The 16135-nt window shown below is 65.7% G+C and carries 16 protein-coding genes; 13 read left to right on the top strand and 3 right to left on the bottom strand.

Features of this window, described 5'->3' with window-relative positions:
• Window positions 1-3: 3 nt before the first annotated feature.
• Window positions 4-1428, bottom strand: coding sequence for a sensor histidine kinase (locus AC1RNN_RS07285; RefSeq protein ID WP_493087395.1), 1425 nt, complete (start codon window positions 1426-1428; stop codon window positions 4-6).
• A gap of 1 nt (window position 1429) precedes the next feature.
• The gene (locus tag AC1RNN_RS07280; protein WP_493087397.1) at window positions 1430-2107 is read right to left on the bottom strand and encodes a response regulator; all 678 of its coding nucleotides are present in this window, start codon (window positions 2105-2107) and stop codon (window positions 1430-1432) included.
• Between the two features lie 85 nt (window positions 2108-2192).
• Between AC1RNN_RS07280 and AC1RNN_RS07275 the strand changes: the two genes are divergently transcribed.
• The 10 genes from AC1RNN_RS07275 to AC1RNN_RS07230 all read left to right on the top strand — a co-directional run bounded on the left by AC1RNN_RS07275 (window position 2193) and on the right by AC1RNN_RS07230 (window position 12626).
• Window positions 2193-3155, top strand: a complete 963-nt coding sequence (locus AC1RNN_RS07275) for a Bug family tripartite tricarboxylate transporter substrate binding protein (RefSeq protein WP_493087399.1) — start codon at window positions 2193-2195, stop codon at window positions 3153-3155.
• Window positions 3155-3667, top strand: coding sequence for a tripartite tricarboxylate transporter TctB family protein (locus AC1RNN_RS07270; protein WP_493087401.1), 513 nt, complete (start codon window positions 3155-3157; stop codon window positions 3665-3667). The genes AC1RNN_RS07275 and AC1RNN_RS07270 overlap by 1 nt, the downstream gene beginning before the upstream one ends.
• Window positions 3667-5178: a tripartite tricarboxylate transporter permease gene (locus AC1RNN_RS07265; RefSeq protein WP_493087403.1), complete on the top strand. Its 1512-nt coding sequence runs from the start codon at window positions 3667-3669 to the stop codon at window positions 5176-5178. Before AC1RNN_RS07270 ends, AC1RNN_RS07265 begins: the two co-directional genes overlap by 1 nt.
• A gap of 105 nt (window positions 5179-5283) precedes the next feature.
• Window positions 5284-6768, top strand: coding sequence for a sigma-54 interaction domain-containing protein (locus AC1RNN_RS07260; protein WP_493087404.1), 1485 nt, complete (start codon window positions 5284-5286; stop codon window positions 6766-6768).
• Window positions 6769-6980: 212 nt separating this feature from the next.
• Entirely contained in the window at window positions 6981-8120 is a 1140-nt protein-coding gene (locus AC1RNN_RS07255; RefSeq protein ID WP_493088223.1) for a substrate-binding domain-containing protein, read from the top strand.
• Between the two features lie 59 nt (window positions 8121-8179).
• On the top strand, window positions 8180-8953 hold the full coding sequence (locus tag AC1RNN_RS07250; RefSeq protein WP_493087406.1) for an ABC transporter ATP-binding protein: 774 nt from the start codon (window positions 8180-8182) through the stop codon (window positions 8951-8953).
• Entirely contained in the window at window positions 8950-9675 is a 726-nt protein-coding gene (locus AC1RNN_RS07245) for an ABC transporter ATP-binding protein (RefSeq protein WP_493087407.1), read from the top strand. Before AC1RNN_RS07250 ends, AC1RNN_RS07245 begins: the two co-directional genes overlap by 4 nt.
• The gene (locus AC1RNN_RS07240; RefSeq protein ID WP_493087409.1) at window positions 9672-10652 is read left to right on the top strand and encodes a branched-chain amino acid ABC transporter permease; all 981 of its coding nucleotides are present in this window, start codon (window positions 9672-9674) and stop codon (window positions 10650-10652) included. The genes AC1RNN_RS07245 and AC1RNN_RS07240 overlap by 4 nt, the downstream gene beginning before the upstream one ends.
• A 10-nt stretch (window positions 10653-10662) precedes the next feature.
• On the top strand, window positions 10663-11736 hold the full coding sequence (locus AC1RNN_RS07235) for a branched-chain amino acid ABC transporter permease (protein WP_493087411.1): 1074 nt from the start codon (window positions 10663-10665) through the stop codon (window positions 11734-11736).
• A gap of 8 nt (window positions 11737-11744) precedes the next feature.
• A complete protein-coding gene (locus AC1RNN_RS07230) occupies window positions 11745-12626 on the top strand; it encodes an alpha/beta fold hydrolase (protein ID WP_493087413.1) in 882 nt (293 codons plus the stop codon).
• A gap of 75 nt (window positions 12627-12701) precedes the next feature.
• Here the strand turns inward: AC1RNN_RS07230 and AC1RNN_RS07225 are convergent, their stop codons facing one another.
• Window positions 12702-13478: a TOBE domain-containing protein gene (locus AC1RNN_RS07225; protein ID WP_493087415.1), complete on the bottom strand. Its 777-nt coding sequence runs from the start codon at window positions 13476-13478 to the stop codon at window positions 12702-12704.
• A gap of 43 nt (window positions 13479-13521) precedes the next feature.
• On the opposite strand from AC1RNN_RS07225, the gene modA reads away from it, so the two are divergent.
• From modA to modC, 3 genes are read left to right on the top strand one after another with little or no spacing between them, the layout of a single operon-like run.
• A complete protein-coding gene (gene modA / locus AC1RNN_RS07220; RefSeq protein WP_493087417.1) occupies window positions 13522-14274 on the top strand; it encodes a molybdate ABC transporter substrate-binding protein in 753 nt (250 codons plus the stop codon).
• 3 nt (window positions 14275-14277) lie between these two features.
• Window positions 14278-14961 carry a molybdate ABC transporter permease subunit gene (gene modB / locus AC1RNN_RS07215; protein ID WP_493087419.1) on the top strand — a complete coding sequence of 228 codons (684 nt, stop codon included), beginning with the start codon at window positions 14278-14280 and terminating at the stop codon, window positions 14959-14961.
• On the top strand, window positions 14958-16052 hold the full coding sequence (gene modC / locus AC1RNN_RS07210) for a molybdenum ABC transporter ATP-binding protein (protein WP_493087420.1): 1095 nt from the start codon (window positions 14958-14960) through the stop codon (window positions 16050-16052). The genes modB and modC overlap by 4 nt, the downstream gene beginning before the upstream one ends.
• Window positions 16053-16135: the final 83 nt, after the last annotated feature.

Below are 16135 nucleotides of genomic sequence, written 5' to 3'. Positions count from 1 at the left end.
GTTTCAGGCTTGCAGTGGCAGGCGTACGCAGGCGTCCAGCCCGACGCACAGGCCCTGCTCGTAGCGGTTGTTGAGCTGGATGGTGCCGCCCAAGGCACGCACCATTTCGCGGGTGATGGTCAGGCCCAGGCCCGACCCTGAATGCGCATGGCCGGCGGCAAAGGGCTGGAACAGGCGCTGGCGCAGCTCGTCGGAGATGCCGGGGCCGCTGTCAGCCACCACCAGCTCGGCCATGCCCTGCTGTACGCCCAGCGTCACACGCAGGGCCGAGCCCGGGGGCGTAAGCCGGATGGCATTGTGCAGCAGGTTGCGCGCCATCTCGCGCAGCATCCACTCGTGGGCCAGCACGCGGCAAGGCTGGGTGGTGATCTCGAAGTCCAGGTCCTTGTCGGCAATCAGGGGCGAAACGTCCAGTGCCACCGTGCGCAGGGGCTCGGCCCAGTCCATGGGGGCAAAGTCCTGCTGCTGCTTGACCTGCTCCACCTTGGCCAGCGACAGCATCTGGTTGGCGAGCTGGGTGGCGCGGTCCACCGTAGTCTGTATCTCTTGCAGCGCTTCTTGCGGCGCAACGTCGCCACGCAGGGCCGACTGCACCTGAACCTTGAGCACGGCCAGCGGCGTACGCAGCTGGTGGGCCGCATCGCGCACAAAGCGTTTCTGGTGGTCCAACAGGTGCTGCAGGCGCTGCATCACCTGGTTGGTCGCCTCGGTGAGCGGGCTGATTTCGCGTGGAAGCTCGGAGGCGTCCAGCGGGGTGAGGTCGTCTTCCTGGCGCTGCTGCAGCTTGCTGCTCAAGCGCCGCACCGGGCTGGTCACGCGCTGAACCACTACCAGCACCACGGCAGTGATCACGGTAATGAGGATGGCCTGGCGCTGCAGCGTGTCGATCAGGATTTGTCGGGCCAGCGTGCGGCGCAGCTCCAGTGTCTCGGCCACCTGCACCATGGCCATGGTGCGCTCGCGCCGGCTGGCCACGGGCTGCAGCAGCACGGCCACCCGTACCGGGTCACCACGGAAGGTGTCGTCATAGAAGTCCACCAATGCGGCATAGGGGCCCTGGTTGGGCAGGGTGCCAGTCCAGGCACGCAGGTCTTCGGCACCATCCACCCATTTGCCGCGCGCGTCGGAGATGCGGTAGCTCATGCGGCTGCGGTTGTCGGCCTCGAAGGCCTCCAGCGCCGAATAGGGCACCTGTGCGCGCAGCCGGGCGGCGGCACCGTCGCCCTCAATGTCCAGCAGTTCACCAATCGCTTTGGCCGAGGCCAGCAGGGTTCGGTCGTAGGCGGTGTTCACGGCACCCAGCGCCTGGCGGTACAGGCTGACGGTGTCCACCACCACAAACAGCAGGATGGGCAGCAGGATGCCCAGCAGCAGGCTGCGCCGCAGCGAAAGCGGTGAGTGGGCGGCTGGGGTGGCGTGTTCCGCCATCTCAGCCTTCGGCCTTGAGCAGGTAGCCCAGGCCGCGCAGGGTGACGAGGGCAACGCCAGTGGCGGACAGCTTCTTGCGCAGACGGTAGACCACCACCTCGATGGCTTCGAACTGCACGTCCACTTCGCCGGGGAACACGACTTCGAACAGGCGTTCCTTGCTGACGGCATGGCCGGGGCGGGCCATCAGGGCGGCCATGAGCGCGAGCTCGCGCGGGGTCAGGTCCATGACCTGGTGACGGTGGTAGATGGCCCCATTCTGCTTGTCCAGGCGCAGGCTGCCCAATTGCAGGTCGGGCTGGTGACTGAGGGCGCTGCTGGCGTGGCGGCGGTAGAGGGCGCGCACGCGGGCCTCAAGTTCGTCCAGGTCAAAGGGCTTGGGCAGGTAATCATCGGCGCCGGCGTTCAGGCCCAGCACCTTGTCACCCACGGTACCCCGCGCGGTCAGGATAAGTACGGGTGTGCCCAGGCCCTCGGCCCGTGCGGCTTTGAGGATGTCCAGCCCGTCCATGCCGGGCAGGCTCAGGTCCAGCACCACCACATCAGGTTCCGAGGCGCGCCAGACCGGCAGGGCCTGCAGCCCGTCACTGCACACATCCACCCGCATCTGGGCGCGCACCAGGCTGCGCTGCAGCGTCGTGTGCAGGGCCGGGTCGTCTTCGATGAGCAGCAGGTGCATGGGGTTTTCCCTAGGGAATTGGACAGCCGTTTGACAGGCTGGGCTCGCATCATAGGGCCTGCTAACACAACCTAGGAGACATCCCATGCGTCGCGATACCTTCCTGAAGTCCATGGCCGTGATGGCCGCTGCCGGTGCCCTGCCCCTGAGCGCACGTGCCGCCGCCAACCTGAAGATGATGATTCCCGCCAACCCCGGTGGTGGCTGGGACGGTACCGGCCGTGCCCTGGGCAAGGCCATGATCGACGCCAAGGTGGCTGACACCGTGCAGTACGAAAACAAGGGTGGCGCTGCCGGCGTGATCGGCCTGGCCCAGTTCGTCAACGCGGCCAAGGGTGACCCCAACGCCATCATGATCACTGGCGCCGTGATGGTGGGCGGCATCATCACCGGCAAGCCCGCCGTGTCCCTGGACAAGGCCACCCCCATCGCCCGCATCACCAGCGAATACAACGTGTTCGTGGTGCCTGCCGATTCCCCCCTTAAGACCATGAAGGATGTGGTCGCCCAGATGCAGAAAGACCCCGGCAGCGTGAAGTGGGGCGGCGGTTCGCGCGGCTCCACCGAGCACATCTGCGCCTCCATGCTGGCCACCAAGGTCAATGTGGACCCCAAGAAGGTCAACTACGTGGCCTTCCGTGGCGGCGGCGAAGCCACCGCGGCCATCCTGGGCGGTAACGTCACCGTGGGCGGCAGCGGCTACAGCGAGTTTGCCGAATACATCACCGCGGGCAAGATGCGCGCCATCGGCGTCACATCCGAAAAACGCCTGCCAGGTATTCCCAATATCCCCACCATGAAAGAGCAAGGCTATGACGTAGTGCTGGGCAACTGGCGTGCCGTCTACGGCGCCCCTGGCATCACCGCGGAACAGCGTGCTGAGCTGACCGATCTGGTGGTCAAGGCCACCAAGTCCAAGTCCTGGGCCGAAGCCCTGGAAAAGAACGGCTGGACCCCGGCCGTGCTGACTGGCAAGGCCTTTGACGAGTTCGTGGACAACGAGTTCTCCAGCCTGCGCGGCGTGATGCACCTCTCCGGAATGCTTTGATGATTTCGGTGATCAAGGTACGCCAGCAGACTGCGCTGGCGCTGGGCGTGCTTTTACTCGCCGCGGGCCTGGCCTGCGGCGCGTGGATCATTCCCTCCGAGGCAGGCTATGCGGGCATTGGCCCGGACTTCCTGCCCTGGCTGGTGTCGGTGGCGCTGCTGGTCTGCGGTGGTTTCCTCTTGTGGGAAGCCCGTAGCGGCGGCTTTCGCGACATGGACGAGGCAGGCGACGAGGAGGAGGCCCCTTACTGGGTGGGCTTCGTCTGGATGTCGGCCGGCCTGCTGATCAACGCCGCCATCATCACCACGGTGGGCTTCATCCTCAGCTGCGCGGTCTGCTTTGTGCTGGCCTCGCGCGGCGTGCGCATGTCTCAAGGGCAGCCGGCCGGCGGCCTGCGCTCGTGGCTGATTGACGGTGTGGTGGGCCTGCTGATTTCGGCACCGGTCTACTGGATGTTTACCAAGTTTCTGGCCATCAGCTTGCCAGGGCTGACGCATAGCGGGTGGCTGTAATGGATATCTGGAATCAACTGCTGCAAGGCTTCATGACGGCGGGCACGCCGGTCAACCTGTTGTGGGCCTTTGTCGGCTGCGCGCTGGGTACGGCCGTGGGTGTGCTGCCCGGCATTGGACCGGCCACGGCCGTGGCCATGCTGCTGCCAATCACGACGCAAGTCGATGCCACAGCCTCGATGATCTTCTTTGCCGGCATCTACTACGGCGCCATGTACGGCGGCTCCACCACTTCCATCCTGCTCAACACGCCCGGCGAAACCGCCAGCATGGTGACCGCGATGGAAGGCAACAAGATGGCCAAGAGCGGTCGCGCCGGTGCGGCGCTGGCCACGGCGGCCATCGGCTCCTTTGTGGCCGGCACGGTGGCCACCATCGTGGTCACGCTGTTTGCTCCGCTGGTGGCCGAGTACGCTGTCAAGCTGGGCCCGCCCGAGTACTTCTGCCTGATGCTGCTGGCCTTCACCACGGTGAGCGCGGTGCTGGGCCAGAGCACGGTGCGCGGTCTCACGGCGCTGTTCGTGGGCCTGGCGGCCGGCCTCATCGGCATGGACCAGATCACCGGCCAGGCGCGCTATACCGGCAATGTGCCCGAGCTGCTGGACGGCGTGGAAATCGTGCTGGTGGCCGTGGGCCTGTTTGCGGTGGCCGAAGCGCTGCACGCCGTGTTGTTCGAAGGCAAGGTCGTCGAGACCGAGAACAAGATGAGCCGCGTGACCATGACCAAGCGGGACTGGAAACGCTCCATCCCGGCCTGGTTGCGTGGTACGGCCATTGGCGCACCGTTTGGCTGCATCCCGGCCGGCGGTACCGAGATCCCGACCTTCCTGAGCTACGCGACCGAAAAGAAGCTGGCCAAGGGCGAGGACAAAGCCGAGTTCGGCGGCAAGGGTGCCATCGAAGGCGTGGCCGGCCCCGAGGCCGCCAACAACGCCACGGTGACCACGGCGCTGATCCCGCTGCTGACGCTGGGTATCCCCGTGTCCAACACCACAGCCATCCTCCTGGGCGCGTTCCAGAACTACGGCATCCAGCCCGGTCCGCAGCTGTTCAGCAGCTCCTCGGCCCTGGTGTGGGCACTGATCGCATCGCTCTACATCGGCAACGTCATGCTGCTGGTCTTGAACCTGCCGCTGGTGGGTTTCTGGGTCAAGCTGCTCAAGGTGCCCAAGGCGCAGCTGTACGCCGGCATCCTGATCTTCGCCACCGTGGGCACCTACGGCATGCGCCAAAGCGCGTTTGACCTGCTGTTGCTGTACGCGATTGGTGTGCTGGGCCTGCTGATGCGCCGCTTCAGCTTCCCGACCGCACCGGTGATCGTGGGCATGATCCTGGGCCCCCTGGCCGAGGCCCAGCTGCGCAACGCCATGTCCATCGGCGAGGGCAGCGCGATGATCTTCCTGCAGCGCCCCATGTCGGTGACCCTGCTGGTGGTGGTGCTGGCCGTGCTGGTGCTGCCCCGCGTGGCCAAGCACATGGCCAAGAAGAAGGCGGCACAGGCAGCAACCTGATCAGCCTTTATCCTTAAAAGGGAGCTGCAGCCCGCACGGAATGTGCGCGAGCAGCTCCTTTTTTTATAGCTGTTTGCGCAGAGCCTGCGCGGTTAACATAGGCCCATGGCCACCCCCGACGACTCCCTGCCCCGCGACGCCCAGAGCATTCTGGAGCTGGCGGCGCGCTCCATGTTTGCGCTGTTCTCCAGCGCCAGTGAAGGCATGATGCTGGTGGACCGCCAGGCCCGCGTGGTCTGGATCAACGAGCAGTACAAGCGCTTCCTGCCGGCGCTGGGCTTTGAGCGCGAGGAAGACTTTGTGGGCCACCCGGTCTCCATGGTCGTGCACAACACGCAGATGCACCAGGTGCTGGAGACGGGCAAGCCCATCCTCATCGACCTGCTGACCAACCGCGCCGGCACCTTTGTGGTCAGCCGCATTCCGCTGCGCGATGCGGCCGGCCAGGTCATAGGCGCCTTGGGCATCGTGCTGTTCGACCATGCCGAGACCACGCTGCAGCCGCTGATCGAAAAGTTCTCGCTGCTGCAGCGGGACTTGGACGATGCCCGCCGCGAGCTGGCCAGCCAGCGCCTGCAGACCAGGGGGCAGCGCCAGTCCAAGTACACCTTCGCCAGCTTTGTGGGCCAGAGCCCGGCCGCGGTGGAGGTCAAGCGCCATGCGCGCCGCGCCGCGCTCTCCAGTAGCCCGGTGCTGCTGTTGGGCGAGACCGGGACCGGCAAGGAACTGCTGGCACACGCCATTCATGCCGCCTCCAGCCGTGCACGTGGGCCGTTCATCAGCGTCAACATCGCCGCCGTGCCTGAAGCGCTGCTGGAGGCCGAGTTTTTTGGCTACGCGCCCGGCGCCTTCACCGGTGCGGACCGCAAGGGGCGCGACGGCAAGTTCCGTCTGGCCGATGGCGGCACGCTCTTCCTCGACGAAATTGGCGATATGCCGCAGGCCCTACAGAGCAAGCTGCTGCGCGCCCTGCAGGAGAGCGAGATCGAGCCGCTGGGCTCGAACAAATTGCTGCCCGTCAATGTGCGCGTAATTGCCGCCACCTCGCGTGATCTCGCTGCCTTGGTGCGCGCGGGCACCTTCCGCGAGGACTTGTTCTACCGCCTCAATGTGCTGCCCATCCGCGTGCCGCCGCTGCGCGAGCGGCGCGCCGATATTGCGGCCCTGCTGGAGGTGCTGGGCGAAGACCTGGCGCTGCGCAGCGGTCTGCCGCCGCCCGAGCTCGCACCCGGTGCCATTGCGTTGCTGGAGGCACAGCCCTGGCGCGGCAATATCCGTGAGCTGCGCAATGTGCTGGAGCAGGCGGTGATGCGCAGCGAGTCCACGCGCGTGGAGGCCGAGCTGTTTGCGCTGGTGCTGGGCGAGGCGGGGCTGCAGCCTCTGCAGGCTGCGGCGCCCGTGCCGCCGGTGGCCGCAACGCCCGAAGTGCGGCCCCTGGCTGAGCAGATTGCCGCGCTGGAGGCTCAGGCCATTGCCCAGGCCATGCAGGCGCTGGGTGGCAACAAGGTGGCCGTGGCCAAGGCCCTGGGCATCTCGCGGGCCACGCTGTATGCACGCCTCGATGTGACTGATAAAAATACAATTGCCTGAAATTAGGACATTTCAGGTGTATTGAAATTATACATTCATAGACCTGCCAAGCAGGTGCTCGGCAATTTCTTTAATCAAATCAATCGCTTGCGTTCTGGCACATATTGTGCAAAAGCCTGCCTGTCAAACCACAACAACAGGAGACAGACATGCACCAAGCCCCTTGGGCCGGCCGGCTCACGCTCGTCGCTGCCGGACTCTGCGCCACGCTGATGGCAGGCGCCGCCTTCGCGCAAAGCAAGGAAATCCGCATCGCCCATATCTACAGCAAGACCGGTCCGCTCGAAGCCTATGGCAAGCAGACCGCCATTGGCTTTGCCATGGGCCTGGACTATGCAACCGGTGGCACGCTGACCGTGGCGGGCAAGAAGTTGGTGCTGATCGAAAAGGATGACCAGGGCAAGCCTGACTTGGGCAAGTCGCTCCTGGCCGCCGCCTATTCCGATGACAAGGCCGATCTGGCTGTGGGCCCCACGGCATCGGGCGTGGCGCTGGCCATGCTGCCGGTGGCTGAGGAGTACAAGAAGATCCTGCTGGTCGAGCCCGCCGTGGCCGATTCCATTACCGGCGAGAAGTGGAACAAGTACATCTTCCGCACCGGGCGCAACAGTTCGCAGGACGCGATCTCCAACGCCGTGGCCATCGACAAGGCCGGCGTGACGATTGCCACGCTGGCCCAGGACAATGCCTTTGGCAAAGACGGCGTGAAGGCCTTCAAGGATTCCGTCAAGAAGGGCAAGCTGGTGCATGAGGAGTACCTGCCGGCCGCCACCACGGACTTCACGGCCGGTGCACAGCGCCTCATCGAGAAGCTCAAGGACCAGCCCGGCCGCAAGATCATCTGGATCCTCTGGGCCGGTGCGGGCAACCCCTTCAAGATCGTGGATCTGGACCTCAAGCGCTACGGCATCGAGATCGCTACCGGCGGCAACATCCTGCCCGCCATGGCGGCCTACAAGAGCCTGCCGGGCATGGAAGGCGCCACCTATTACTACTTCGGCATTCCCAAGAACCCCGTCAACGAGGCCCTGGTGGCACGCCACTACAGCCAGTTCAAGGCCCCGCCTGACTTTTTCACGGCTGGTGGCTTTTCCGCCGCGATGGCGGTGGTGACGGCCCTCAAGAATGCCAATGGCGATGCCAGCGCCAACACGCTGATCAAGACCATGGAAGGCATGAGCTTCGAGACGCCCAAGGGCAAGATGACCTTCCGCAAGGAAGACCACCAGGCCATGCAGAGCATGTACCACTTCAAAATCAAGGTGGACCCGGCATTTGCCTGGGGCGTGCCCGAGCTGATCCGCGAAATCAAGGCGGATGAGATGAACGTGCCGATCCGCAACACCCGTTGATGTCCCGGTGGCGCCTCAGCGGTGCCGCCTTCTCTATCACCCCGAACCGCGGGGACACCATGCTTGAAACCAAAGACCTCACGATCCGCTTTGGCGGCCACGTGGCGGTGAATGCTGTCAGCTGCAATTTCCTGCCTGGCACATTGACCGCCATCGTCGGCCCCAATGGCGCGGGCAAGACGACCTACTTCAACCTGATCTCGGGCCAGTTGCAGGCCACGCAGGGCAGGGTGTACCTGCACGGCATCAACCTGTCTGCGCTGAGTCCCTCGGCCCGCACGCGGGCCGGGCTGGGGCGGGCGTTTCAGCTTACCAATCTGTTTCCCAGCTTGAGCGTGCTGGAGAACGTGCGCCTGGCCGTGCAGGCGACCAAAGAGGGCAAGCACCTGCGCGGCCTGAACCTATGGAGCATTTGGAGCGACCACCGCGCGCTGACCACGCGCGCACTCGAAATTTTGCAGGCCGTGGCCCTGCGCGACAAGCAGGACGCCACCGTGGCCAGCCTGCCGCATGGCGACCAGCGCAAGCTCGAAGTGGCGCTGCTGATGGCGCTGGACCCCGATGTCTATATGTTCGACGAACCCACCGCCGGCATGAGTGCCGACGAGGCGCCCGTGATCCTGAACCTGATCCGCATGCTGAAGAACGACCCGACCAAAATCATCCTGCTGGTGGAGCACAAGATGGACGTGGTGCGCGAACTGGCGGATCGCATCATCGTGCTGCACAACGGCACGCTGGTGGCCGATGGTGAACCGACGGAGGTGATTGCCTCTCCCGTGGTGCAACAGGCTTACCTGGGCGTGGCCCCTGCCGACAAGGAGGCCGCGTGAGCGACAACCTTCTCACTTTGGAAGGCGTACACACCCATATCGGCGCGTACCACATCCTGCATGGCGTAGACCTTCAGGTACCGCGCGGCCAGCTCACCATGCTGCTGGGCCGCAACGGTGCGGGCAAGACCACCACGCTGCGCACGATCATGGGCCTGTGGCACGCCAGCCAGGGCCGTGTGGTGTTTGATGGCAAAGACATCACGGCGGCCGAGACGCCACAGATTGCGGGCCTGGACATTGCCTATGTGCCCGAGAACATGGGCATCTTTGCCGACCTGACAGTGCAGGAAAACATGCTGCTCGCGGCCCGCAAGGCCAAGCGCGCGCAGCACATCGATGGCGAACGCCTGAGGTGGATCTTCTCGCTGTTCCCCGCCGTGGAGAAGTTCTGGAACCACCCGGCCGGCAAGCTCTCGGGCGGGCAGAAACAGATGCTGGCCGTGGCGCGCGCCATCGTCGAGCCGCGCCAGCTGCTCATCGTGGACGAGCCCAGCAAGGGCCTGGCGCCGGCCATCATCAACAACATGATCGACGCGTTCGCCCAGCTCAAGCAGACCGGCACCACGATCTTGCTGGTCGAACAAAACATCAGCTTCGCCAAACGCCTGGGCGACCATGTGGCCGTGATGGACGATGGCCGCGTGGTGCACACGGGCGCCATGCAGGCGCTGGCCGAGGACGAGGCACTGCAGCAATCGCTGCTGGGGTTGGCGCTATGACAAAAGATTTCGACTGGAAACCACTCGCACTTGTGCCCTTATTGGCGCTGCTTGCTTTGCCTCTGGTAGGCGCCCCCAGCACCTGGCTCACGTTGACCGTGGCAGGCCTGGCCATGGGCATGATTATCTTCATCATCGCCTCCGGCCTGACGCTGGTGTTCGGCCTCATGGACGTGCTCAACTTCGGCCATGGCGTGTTTATCGCACTGGGCGCCTTTGTGGCCACCACGGTCATGGGTGCCATGGGCGACTGGACCGGCTCGGCCGAGCTCTGGCGCAACCTGGTCGCCGTGTTCCCGGCCATGCTGGTGGCCATGGCGGTGGCAGGCGCGCTGGGCCTGGCGTTCGAGCGCTTCATCGTGCGGCCCGTGTATGGCCAGCACCTGAAGCAAATCCTCATCACCATGGGCGGCATGATCATTGGTGAGGAACTCATCAAGGTGGTCTGGGGCCCGGCGCAGGTTGCGCTGCCGTTGCCCGAGGGCATGCGCGGCGCGGTACTGCTGGGCGATGCGGCCATCGAGAAGTACCGCCTCATGGCCGTGGTGGTGGGGCTGCTGGTATTTGCCGCGCTGGCCTGGGTGCTGGGCCGTACCAAGATTGGCCTGCTGATCCGTGCCGGCGTGCAGGACCGCGAGATGGTGGAGAGCCTGGGCTACCGCATCAAGCGGCTGTTCGTGGGCGTGTTTGTGGTGGGCAGTGCGCTGGCCGGTCTGGGCGGTGTGATGTGGGGTCTGTACCAGCAGACCGTGACGCCGCAAATGGGTGCACAGGTCAATGTGCTGATCTTCATCGTCATCATCATCGGCGGCCTGGGCTCCACGGGCGGCGCGCTTATCGGTGCCTTGCTGGTGGGGTTGATGGCCAACTACACCGGTTTTTTGCTGCCGAAGGTCGCGCTGTTTTCCAACATCGCGCTCATGGTCGGCATTCTCTTGTGGCGCCCACAAGGCGTGTATCCGGTCGCCAATCGGTAAGGACGCAGACATGTTCACACGCATTCTTTCCAACGACCTGCCGCGCAGCCGCTGGCTCGCGCTGATCCTGGCCGTGCTGGTGCTCGCGCTCGCCTTCACGCCTTTCCTGTTCCCCGGCGTCAAGGCGCTGAACGTGGCGGCCAAGGTGTTGGTCTTCATCGTGCTGGTGGCCAGCTTTGACCTGCTCTTGGGCTACACCGGCATCGTCAGCTTTGCCCACACCATGTTCTTTGGCATCGGTGCCTATGGCATTGCGATTGCCACCACGCGCCTGGGGGCCACCTGGAGTGCGCTGGGTGTGGGGGTAGGCGGGGCGCTCCTCGTATCGCTGCTGCTGGCCTGGCTCATTGGCCTGTTCTCGCTGCGGGTGCGGGCCATCTTCTTTGCCATGATCACGCTGGCTGTGGCCTCGGCCTTCCTCACGCTGGCCTCGCAGCTGCACGAGTTCACGGGTGGCGAAGACGGCCTGACCTTCAAGGTGCCGGCGGTACTGTCGCCCAGCTTCGAGTTCAGCGAGACACCGTTCCTGGGCGCATCGCTGGATGGCCGCTTGTTGTGCTTCTACCTGTTGTTCGCTGTATCCATGGTGCTGTTCCTGGCCTTGCTGCGCATCGTGAATTCGCCTTTCGGCCGCGTGCTGCAGGCGATCCGAGAAAACGAGTTCCGCGCCGAGGCCATTGGTTACCGCGTGGTGGTGTACCGCACCATCTCCAGCATCCTGTCGGCTTTGTTCGCCACATTGGCCGGTGCCATGCTGGCGCTCTGGTTGCGTTACAACGGGCCCGACACCTCGTTGTCCTTCGAGATCATGATGGACGTGCTGCTCATCGTCGTCATCGGCGGCATGGGCACGTTGTATGGCTCCATCGTGGGTGCCGTGTTGTTCTTGGTGGCGCAAAGTTATCTGCAGGACCTGCTGCGCGTGGGTAGCGAGGCTGCGGCCAGCTTGCCGTGGTTGTCGGCGTTGCTCTCGCCGGACCGCTGGTTGCTCTGGCTGGGTGTGCTGTTTGTGTTGTCGGTTTATTACTTTCCCACTGGCGTAGTGGGGCGCTTGCGGGCTGCCAGCTTGGGGAGCAAGTCATGAGCAGCGGCATGCCCACCTCACGTTACCTGCAGTGCGCAGGCTATGAAATCCATTGCACCGAATGGGGCGCGCCCGACGCGCCCGTGGTCATCGCCTGGCACGGCCTGGCGCGTACCGGCCGCGACATGGACGAGCTCGCCCAGCACCTGAGCCCGCGCTACCGCGTCATCTGCCCCGACACCCTGGGCCGCGGCCTGAGCCAGTGGAGCCGCCAGCCAGCGCAGGAATACCGCTTGCAGTTCTATGCGCGCATTGCGGCCGACCTGTTCGACGTGCTGAAGATCGACCAGGCGCATTGGGTTGGCACCTCCATGGGTGGCGCCATTGGCACGGTGTGCGCCAGCGGCCTGTTCGAGCCACAGTTGCAGGGCCGCATCCTCAGTCTTACGCTCAACGACAACGCGCCTGAGCTGGCCAATTCCGCGCTGGACCGCATCCGCGCCTATGCCGGCAAGCCGCCGGCGTTTGACACGGTGCAGGCGTTGGAGGCCTTCTTTCGGCAGGTCTACCAGCCCTACGGCTGGCTCAGCGACGCGCAATGGCGCCGCCTGACCGAAACATCGACCCGCCGCCTGAGTGATGGCCGTGTGACCCCGCACTACGACCCGTCCATGGTGCAGCAGTTCACCGAGCACCCCGACGACTATCGCATCTGGGACCACTACGACCGCCTGCAGATCCCTGTGCTGTGTCTGCGGGGCGCCGAGTCGGACCTGGTGTTGCCGCAGACGGTGCAGGCCATGCAGACCCGTGGCCCCGGCGCCGCTGGGCGCTTGCAACTGGTGGAGGTGCCGGGCTGCGGCCATGCGCCAGCGCTCAATGTGCCGTCGCAGCTGAGTCTGGTGAGCGGGTTCATTGATGCCGCCCAAGCCGCGTACGCTGCCAGATAAGCAAGAAAATAGCTTCCAGCCCTCGTGGATATTGCGCGAGCAGCTACTGAATTGATAGTGGTTTGAGGCTGCGACTCAGCCCGCGGTGGCCAGCACTACGGCCGATTCATCCACCAGCGCCACCGCTGGCCCACCCATCCGCAGGTGCACCCCCGGCGCAGCAAAGCCCACCATCTGCAAGCCGCCCGCCAGGCGGATCACTACTTCGTCCCCCGAGGCCGCACGCGCCACCCGGGTCACCGTGCCGGCGAGTCGGTTGGTGCCTGCGCTGGCCTCCGCCGGCGCGGCGTGCACCGCAACGCCCATGGCCTTGGCCAGCGCTAGCACCGGGCTGCCTGCCTGCAGACCCAGCAGCTCCGCGCTCTCCCGCGTGATGCGTGCGGCCAGCGTGCCGCCGTCGGCCAGCGTCAGCAGCACACGCGTGGCGCGCCCGGCGCGTACCAGGCGCTGCACCTGGCAGGGCAGTTGGTTGCGCATGCTGGTGCGCAGCCCCAGCCCCGCCAGTTGCGGCGCGGCGCTGCCGCCCCCGCGTGCCACTTGCTCCAGCGCCTGGGTGCGCAGGGTCTGCAAGGTGTCTGCAGCCTCCAGCAACTGGCGGCCGGTCGCGGTGAGCAGCGCGCCACCGCCGCCGCTACCGCCCACCGTGCGTTCCACCAGCGGCGCGCCGGCCAGGTTGGTCAGCGTGTCGATGGCCTGCCAGGCCGCCTTGTAGCTCACGCCCGCGCCGCGCGCGGCCTCCGAGATGGAGCCGACCTGGCCGATGCGGCGCAGGATGTCGAGGCGCTTGTCCGCCACGTCGTGGCCAAGGGCATTTGCAAGGGGCAGGGCAGGGGGCGGTGCAGTGCTGGGCATGGGGCTATGCTACGCTATCCCTTTTTGGAATAGCGAGATCGGTATGCGAACTGGTGTGCGGTGCGTGGGTTGGGTATTGGCCTTGTTCGCCCTGTCGGCGCAGGCCGACGAAGTGACGGTGGCGGTGGCCGCCAATTTCAGCGCACCGGCGCAGAAGATAGCCACTGCCTTTGCCGCCGCCACGGGCCACAAGGTCGCCATGGTGGCGGGTTCCACCGGCAAGCTGTATGCGCAGATCAAGAACGGTGCGCCGTTTGGCGTGCTGCTCTCGGCCGATGACGAAACCCCGCGCCGCCTGGCGCAAGAGGGCGCCGGTGTGGCCGCCAGCCAGTTCACCTACGCCACGGGCCGGTTGGTGCTGTGGAGCCGCCAGGCCGGTCTGGTGGACGACAAGGGCGACGTGCTGCAGGGCACCGCCTTCAACCACCTGTCCATCGCCGACCCCAAGGTCGCGCCCTATGGTGCTGCGGCCTTGGAAGTGATGACCAAGCTGGGTGTGCTGCCCAAGGTGCAGGGCCGCCTGGTGCAGGGCGAGAGCATTGGCCAGGCCCACCAGTTCGTGGCCTCCGGCAATGCGCAGCTGGGCTTTGTGGCGCTGTCCCAGGTCATGCAGGACGGCAAGATCACCGAAGGCTCGGCCTGGTTGGTGCCCGCCACTATGCACACTGCCCTGAAGCAGGACGCCATCGTGCTGACCAAAGCCAAGGACAACGCCGCTGCGCTGGCCTTTATGGCCTACCTGCGCAGCGACGCCACCAAAACCCTGATCCGCGGTTACGGCTACGAGGTGCCCTGAAGCATGCCCATCTCGGCTGACGACTGGGGCGCGATCGCGCTCACGCTGCGGCTGGCTACGGTGACCACCGTCGTTCTGCTGCTGCTCGCCACGCCACTGGCCTGGTGGCTGGCGCGCACGCGCTCGGTTTGGCGCCGTCCCATTGGCGCGCTGGTGGCGCTGCCACTGGTGTTGCCGCCCACTGTGTTGGGCTTCTATCTGCTGGTGAGCTTGGGGCCGAATGGCCCACTGGGGCAACTGACACAAGGCCTGGGCTGGGGCCTGTTGCCCTTTACCTTTGGCGGCTTGGTGCTGGGCTCGGTGGTGTATTCGTTGCCCTTTGCGGTGCAGCCCCTGCAACATGCTTTTGAGGCGATGGGCGAGCGCCCGCTGGAAGTTGCGGCTACCTTGCGAGCCAGTCCGCTGGACGCTTTTTTGACCGTGGCTTTGCCACTGGCGCGCCCCGGTTTCTTCACCGCCGGTGTGCTGACCTTCGCCCACACCATTGGTGAGTTCGGTGTGGTACTCATGCTGGGCGGCAACATTCCGCACCAGACGCGCGTGGTCTCCACCCAGATTTATGGCCATGTCGAGGCCCTGCAGTACACCCAGGCCCATTGGTTGGCCGGCGGCATGGTGGTGTTTTCTTTTGCAGTGCTGCTGGTGTTGGGCTTTCTGAACCCGCGTGGCGCCAGGGTGAGCCCATGAGCAGCACACTGCACCAGATTCGCCTGCAGCTGCAGCGCCCGGCCTTCGCGCTGGATGTGGACCTGGCACTGCCCGCGCGTGGTATCACCGTGCTGTTCGGCGCCTCGGGCTCGGGCAAGACCACGGTGTTGCGCTGCGTGGCCGGGCTGGAAAAAACCGCCCACGCGCAGGTTTGTATCCATGGTGAGGTCTGGCAGGACAGTGCGCGCGGAATCCACCTGCCCACCTGGAAGCGCCCGCTGGGCTATGTTTTTCAGGAGGCCAGCCTGTTCGCGCACCTGAGCGTGCGCGGCAATCTGGCGTACGCCCAGCGCCGCAGCCCCGCCAAACAGCGGGCCCAGTCAGCGCAGGCGCTGGAGGCGGCCATTGCGCTGCTGGGTCTGGCGCCACTGCTGGATCGCGGTACCCAGGCCCTGTCGGGCGGGGAGCGCCAGCGCGTGGCGATGGCCCGTGCCCTGGCCACCCAGCCCGAGCTGCTGTTGCTCGACGAGCCACTGGCCTCGCTGGATCCGGCCCGGCGCCAGGACATCCTGCCCTGGTTGGAGCGCCTGCGGGATGAGCTGGATATCCCCATGCTCTACGTCACCCATTCGATGGACGAGGTGGTGCGCCTGGCCGAAACCCTGGTGGTGCTGGAGCGCGGGCAGGTGCGGGCGCAAGGCCCGGCGGCCCTGGTACTGGCGCAGGCCGACGGCCCGGCCCGCCTGGGTGAGGATGCCTGCGCGCTGCTGCACGCACGCGTGGCCGAGGTGGATAGCGGCTGGCATCTGGCCCGGCTGGACTTTGATGGCGGCAGCCTCTGGCTGCCCCACAGCGGCTTGCCCCTTGGCCGGGCGGCCCGGCTGCGCGTGCTGGCGCGCGATGTCAGCCTGACCACTCAGGCGCCGGCGCAGACCAGCATTCAGAACGTGCTGCCCTGCACCGTGCGGGCGATTGCGGATGATGTGCACCCTGCCCAAGCGCTGGTGCAGCTGGACTGCGGCGCCACGCGCTTGCTGGCGCGGGTGACGCGGCGCTCGGTGCATGCGCTGGGCCTGCAGCCCGGGCAGCCCGTCTGGGCGCAGGTCAAGGCGCTGGCCCTGGCGGGCTGACTTCAGGAATTTTCAGGTCCTGGGTGGGCAAATTCACCCGTTTGGGGGAGTGACATGGGATGGGGCTGCCACTACGCTGATGG

The sequence above is a fragment of the Rhodoferax sp. GW822-FHT02D07 genome (assembly GCF_058802405.1).
This window is presented reverse-complemented; position numbering and strand designations above follow the sequence as displayed.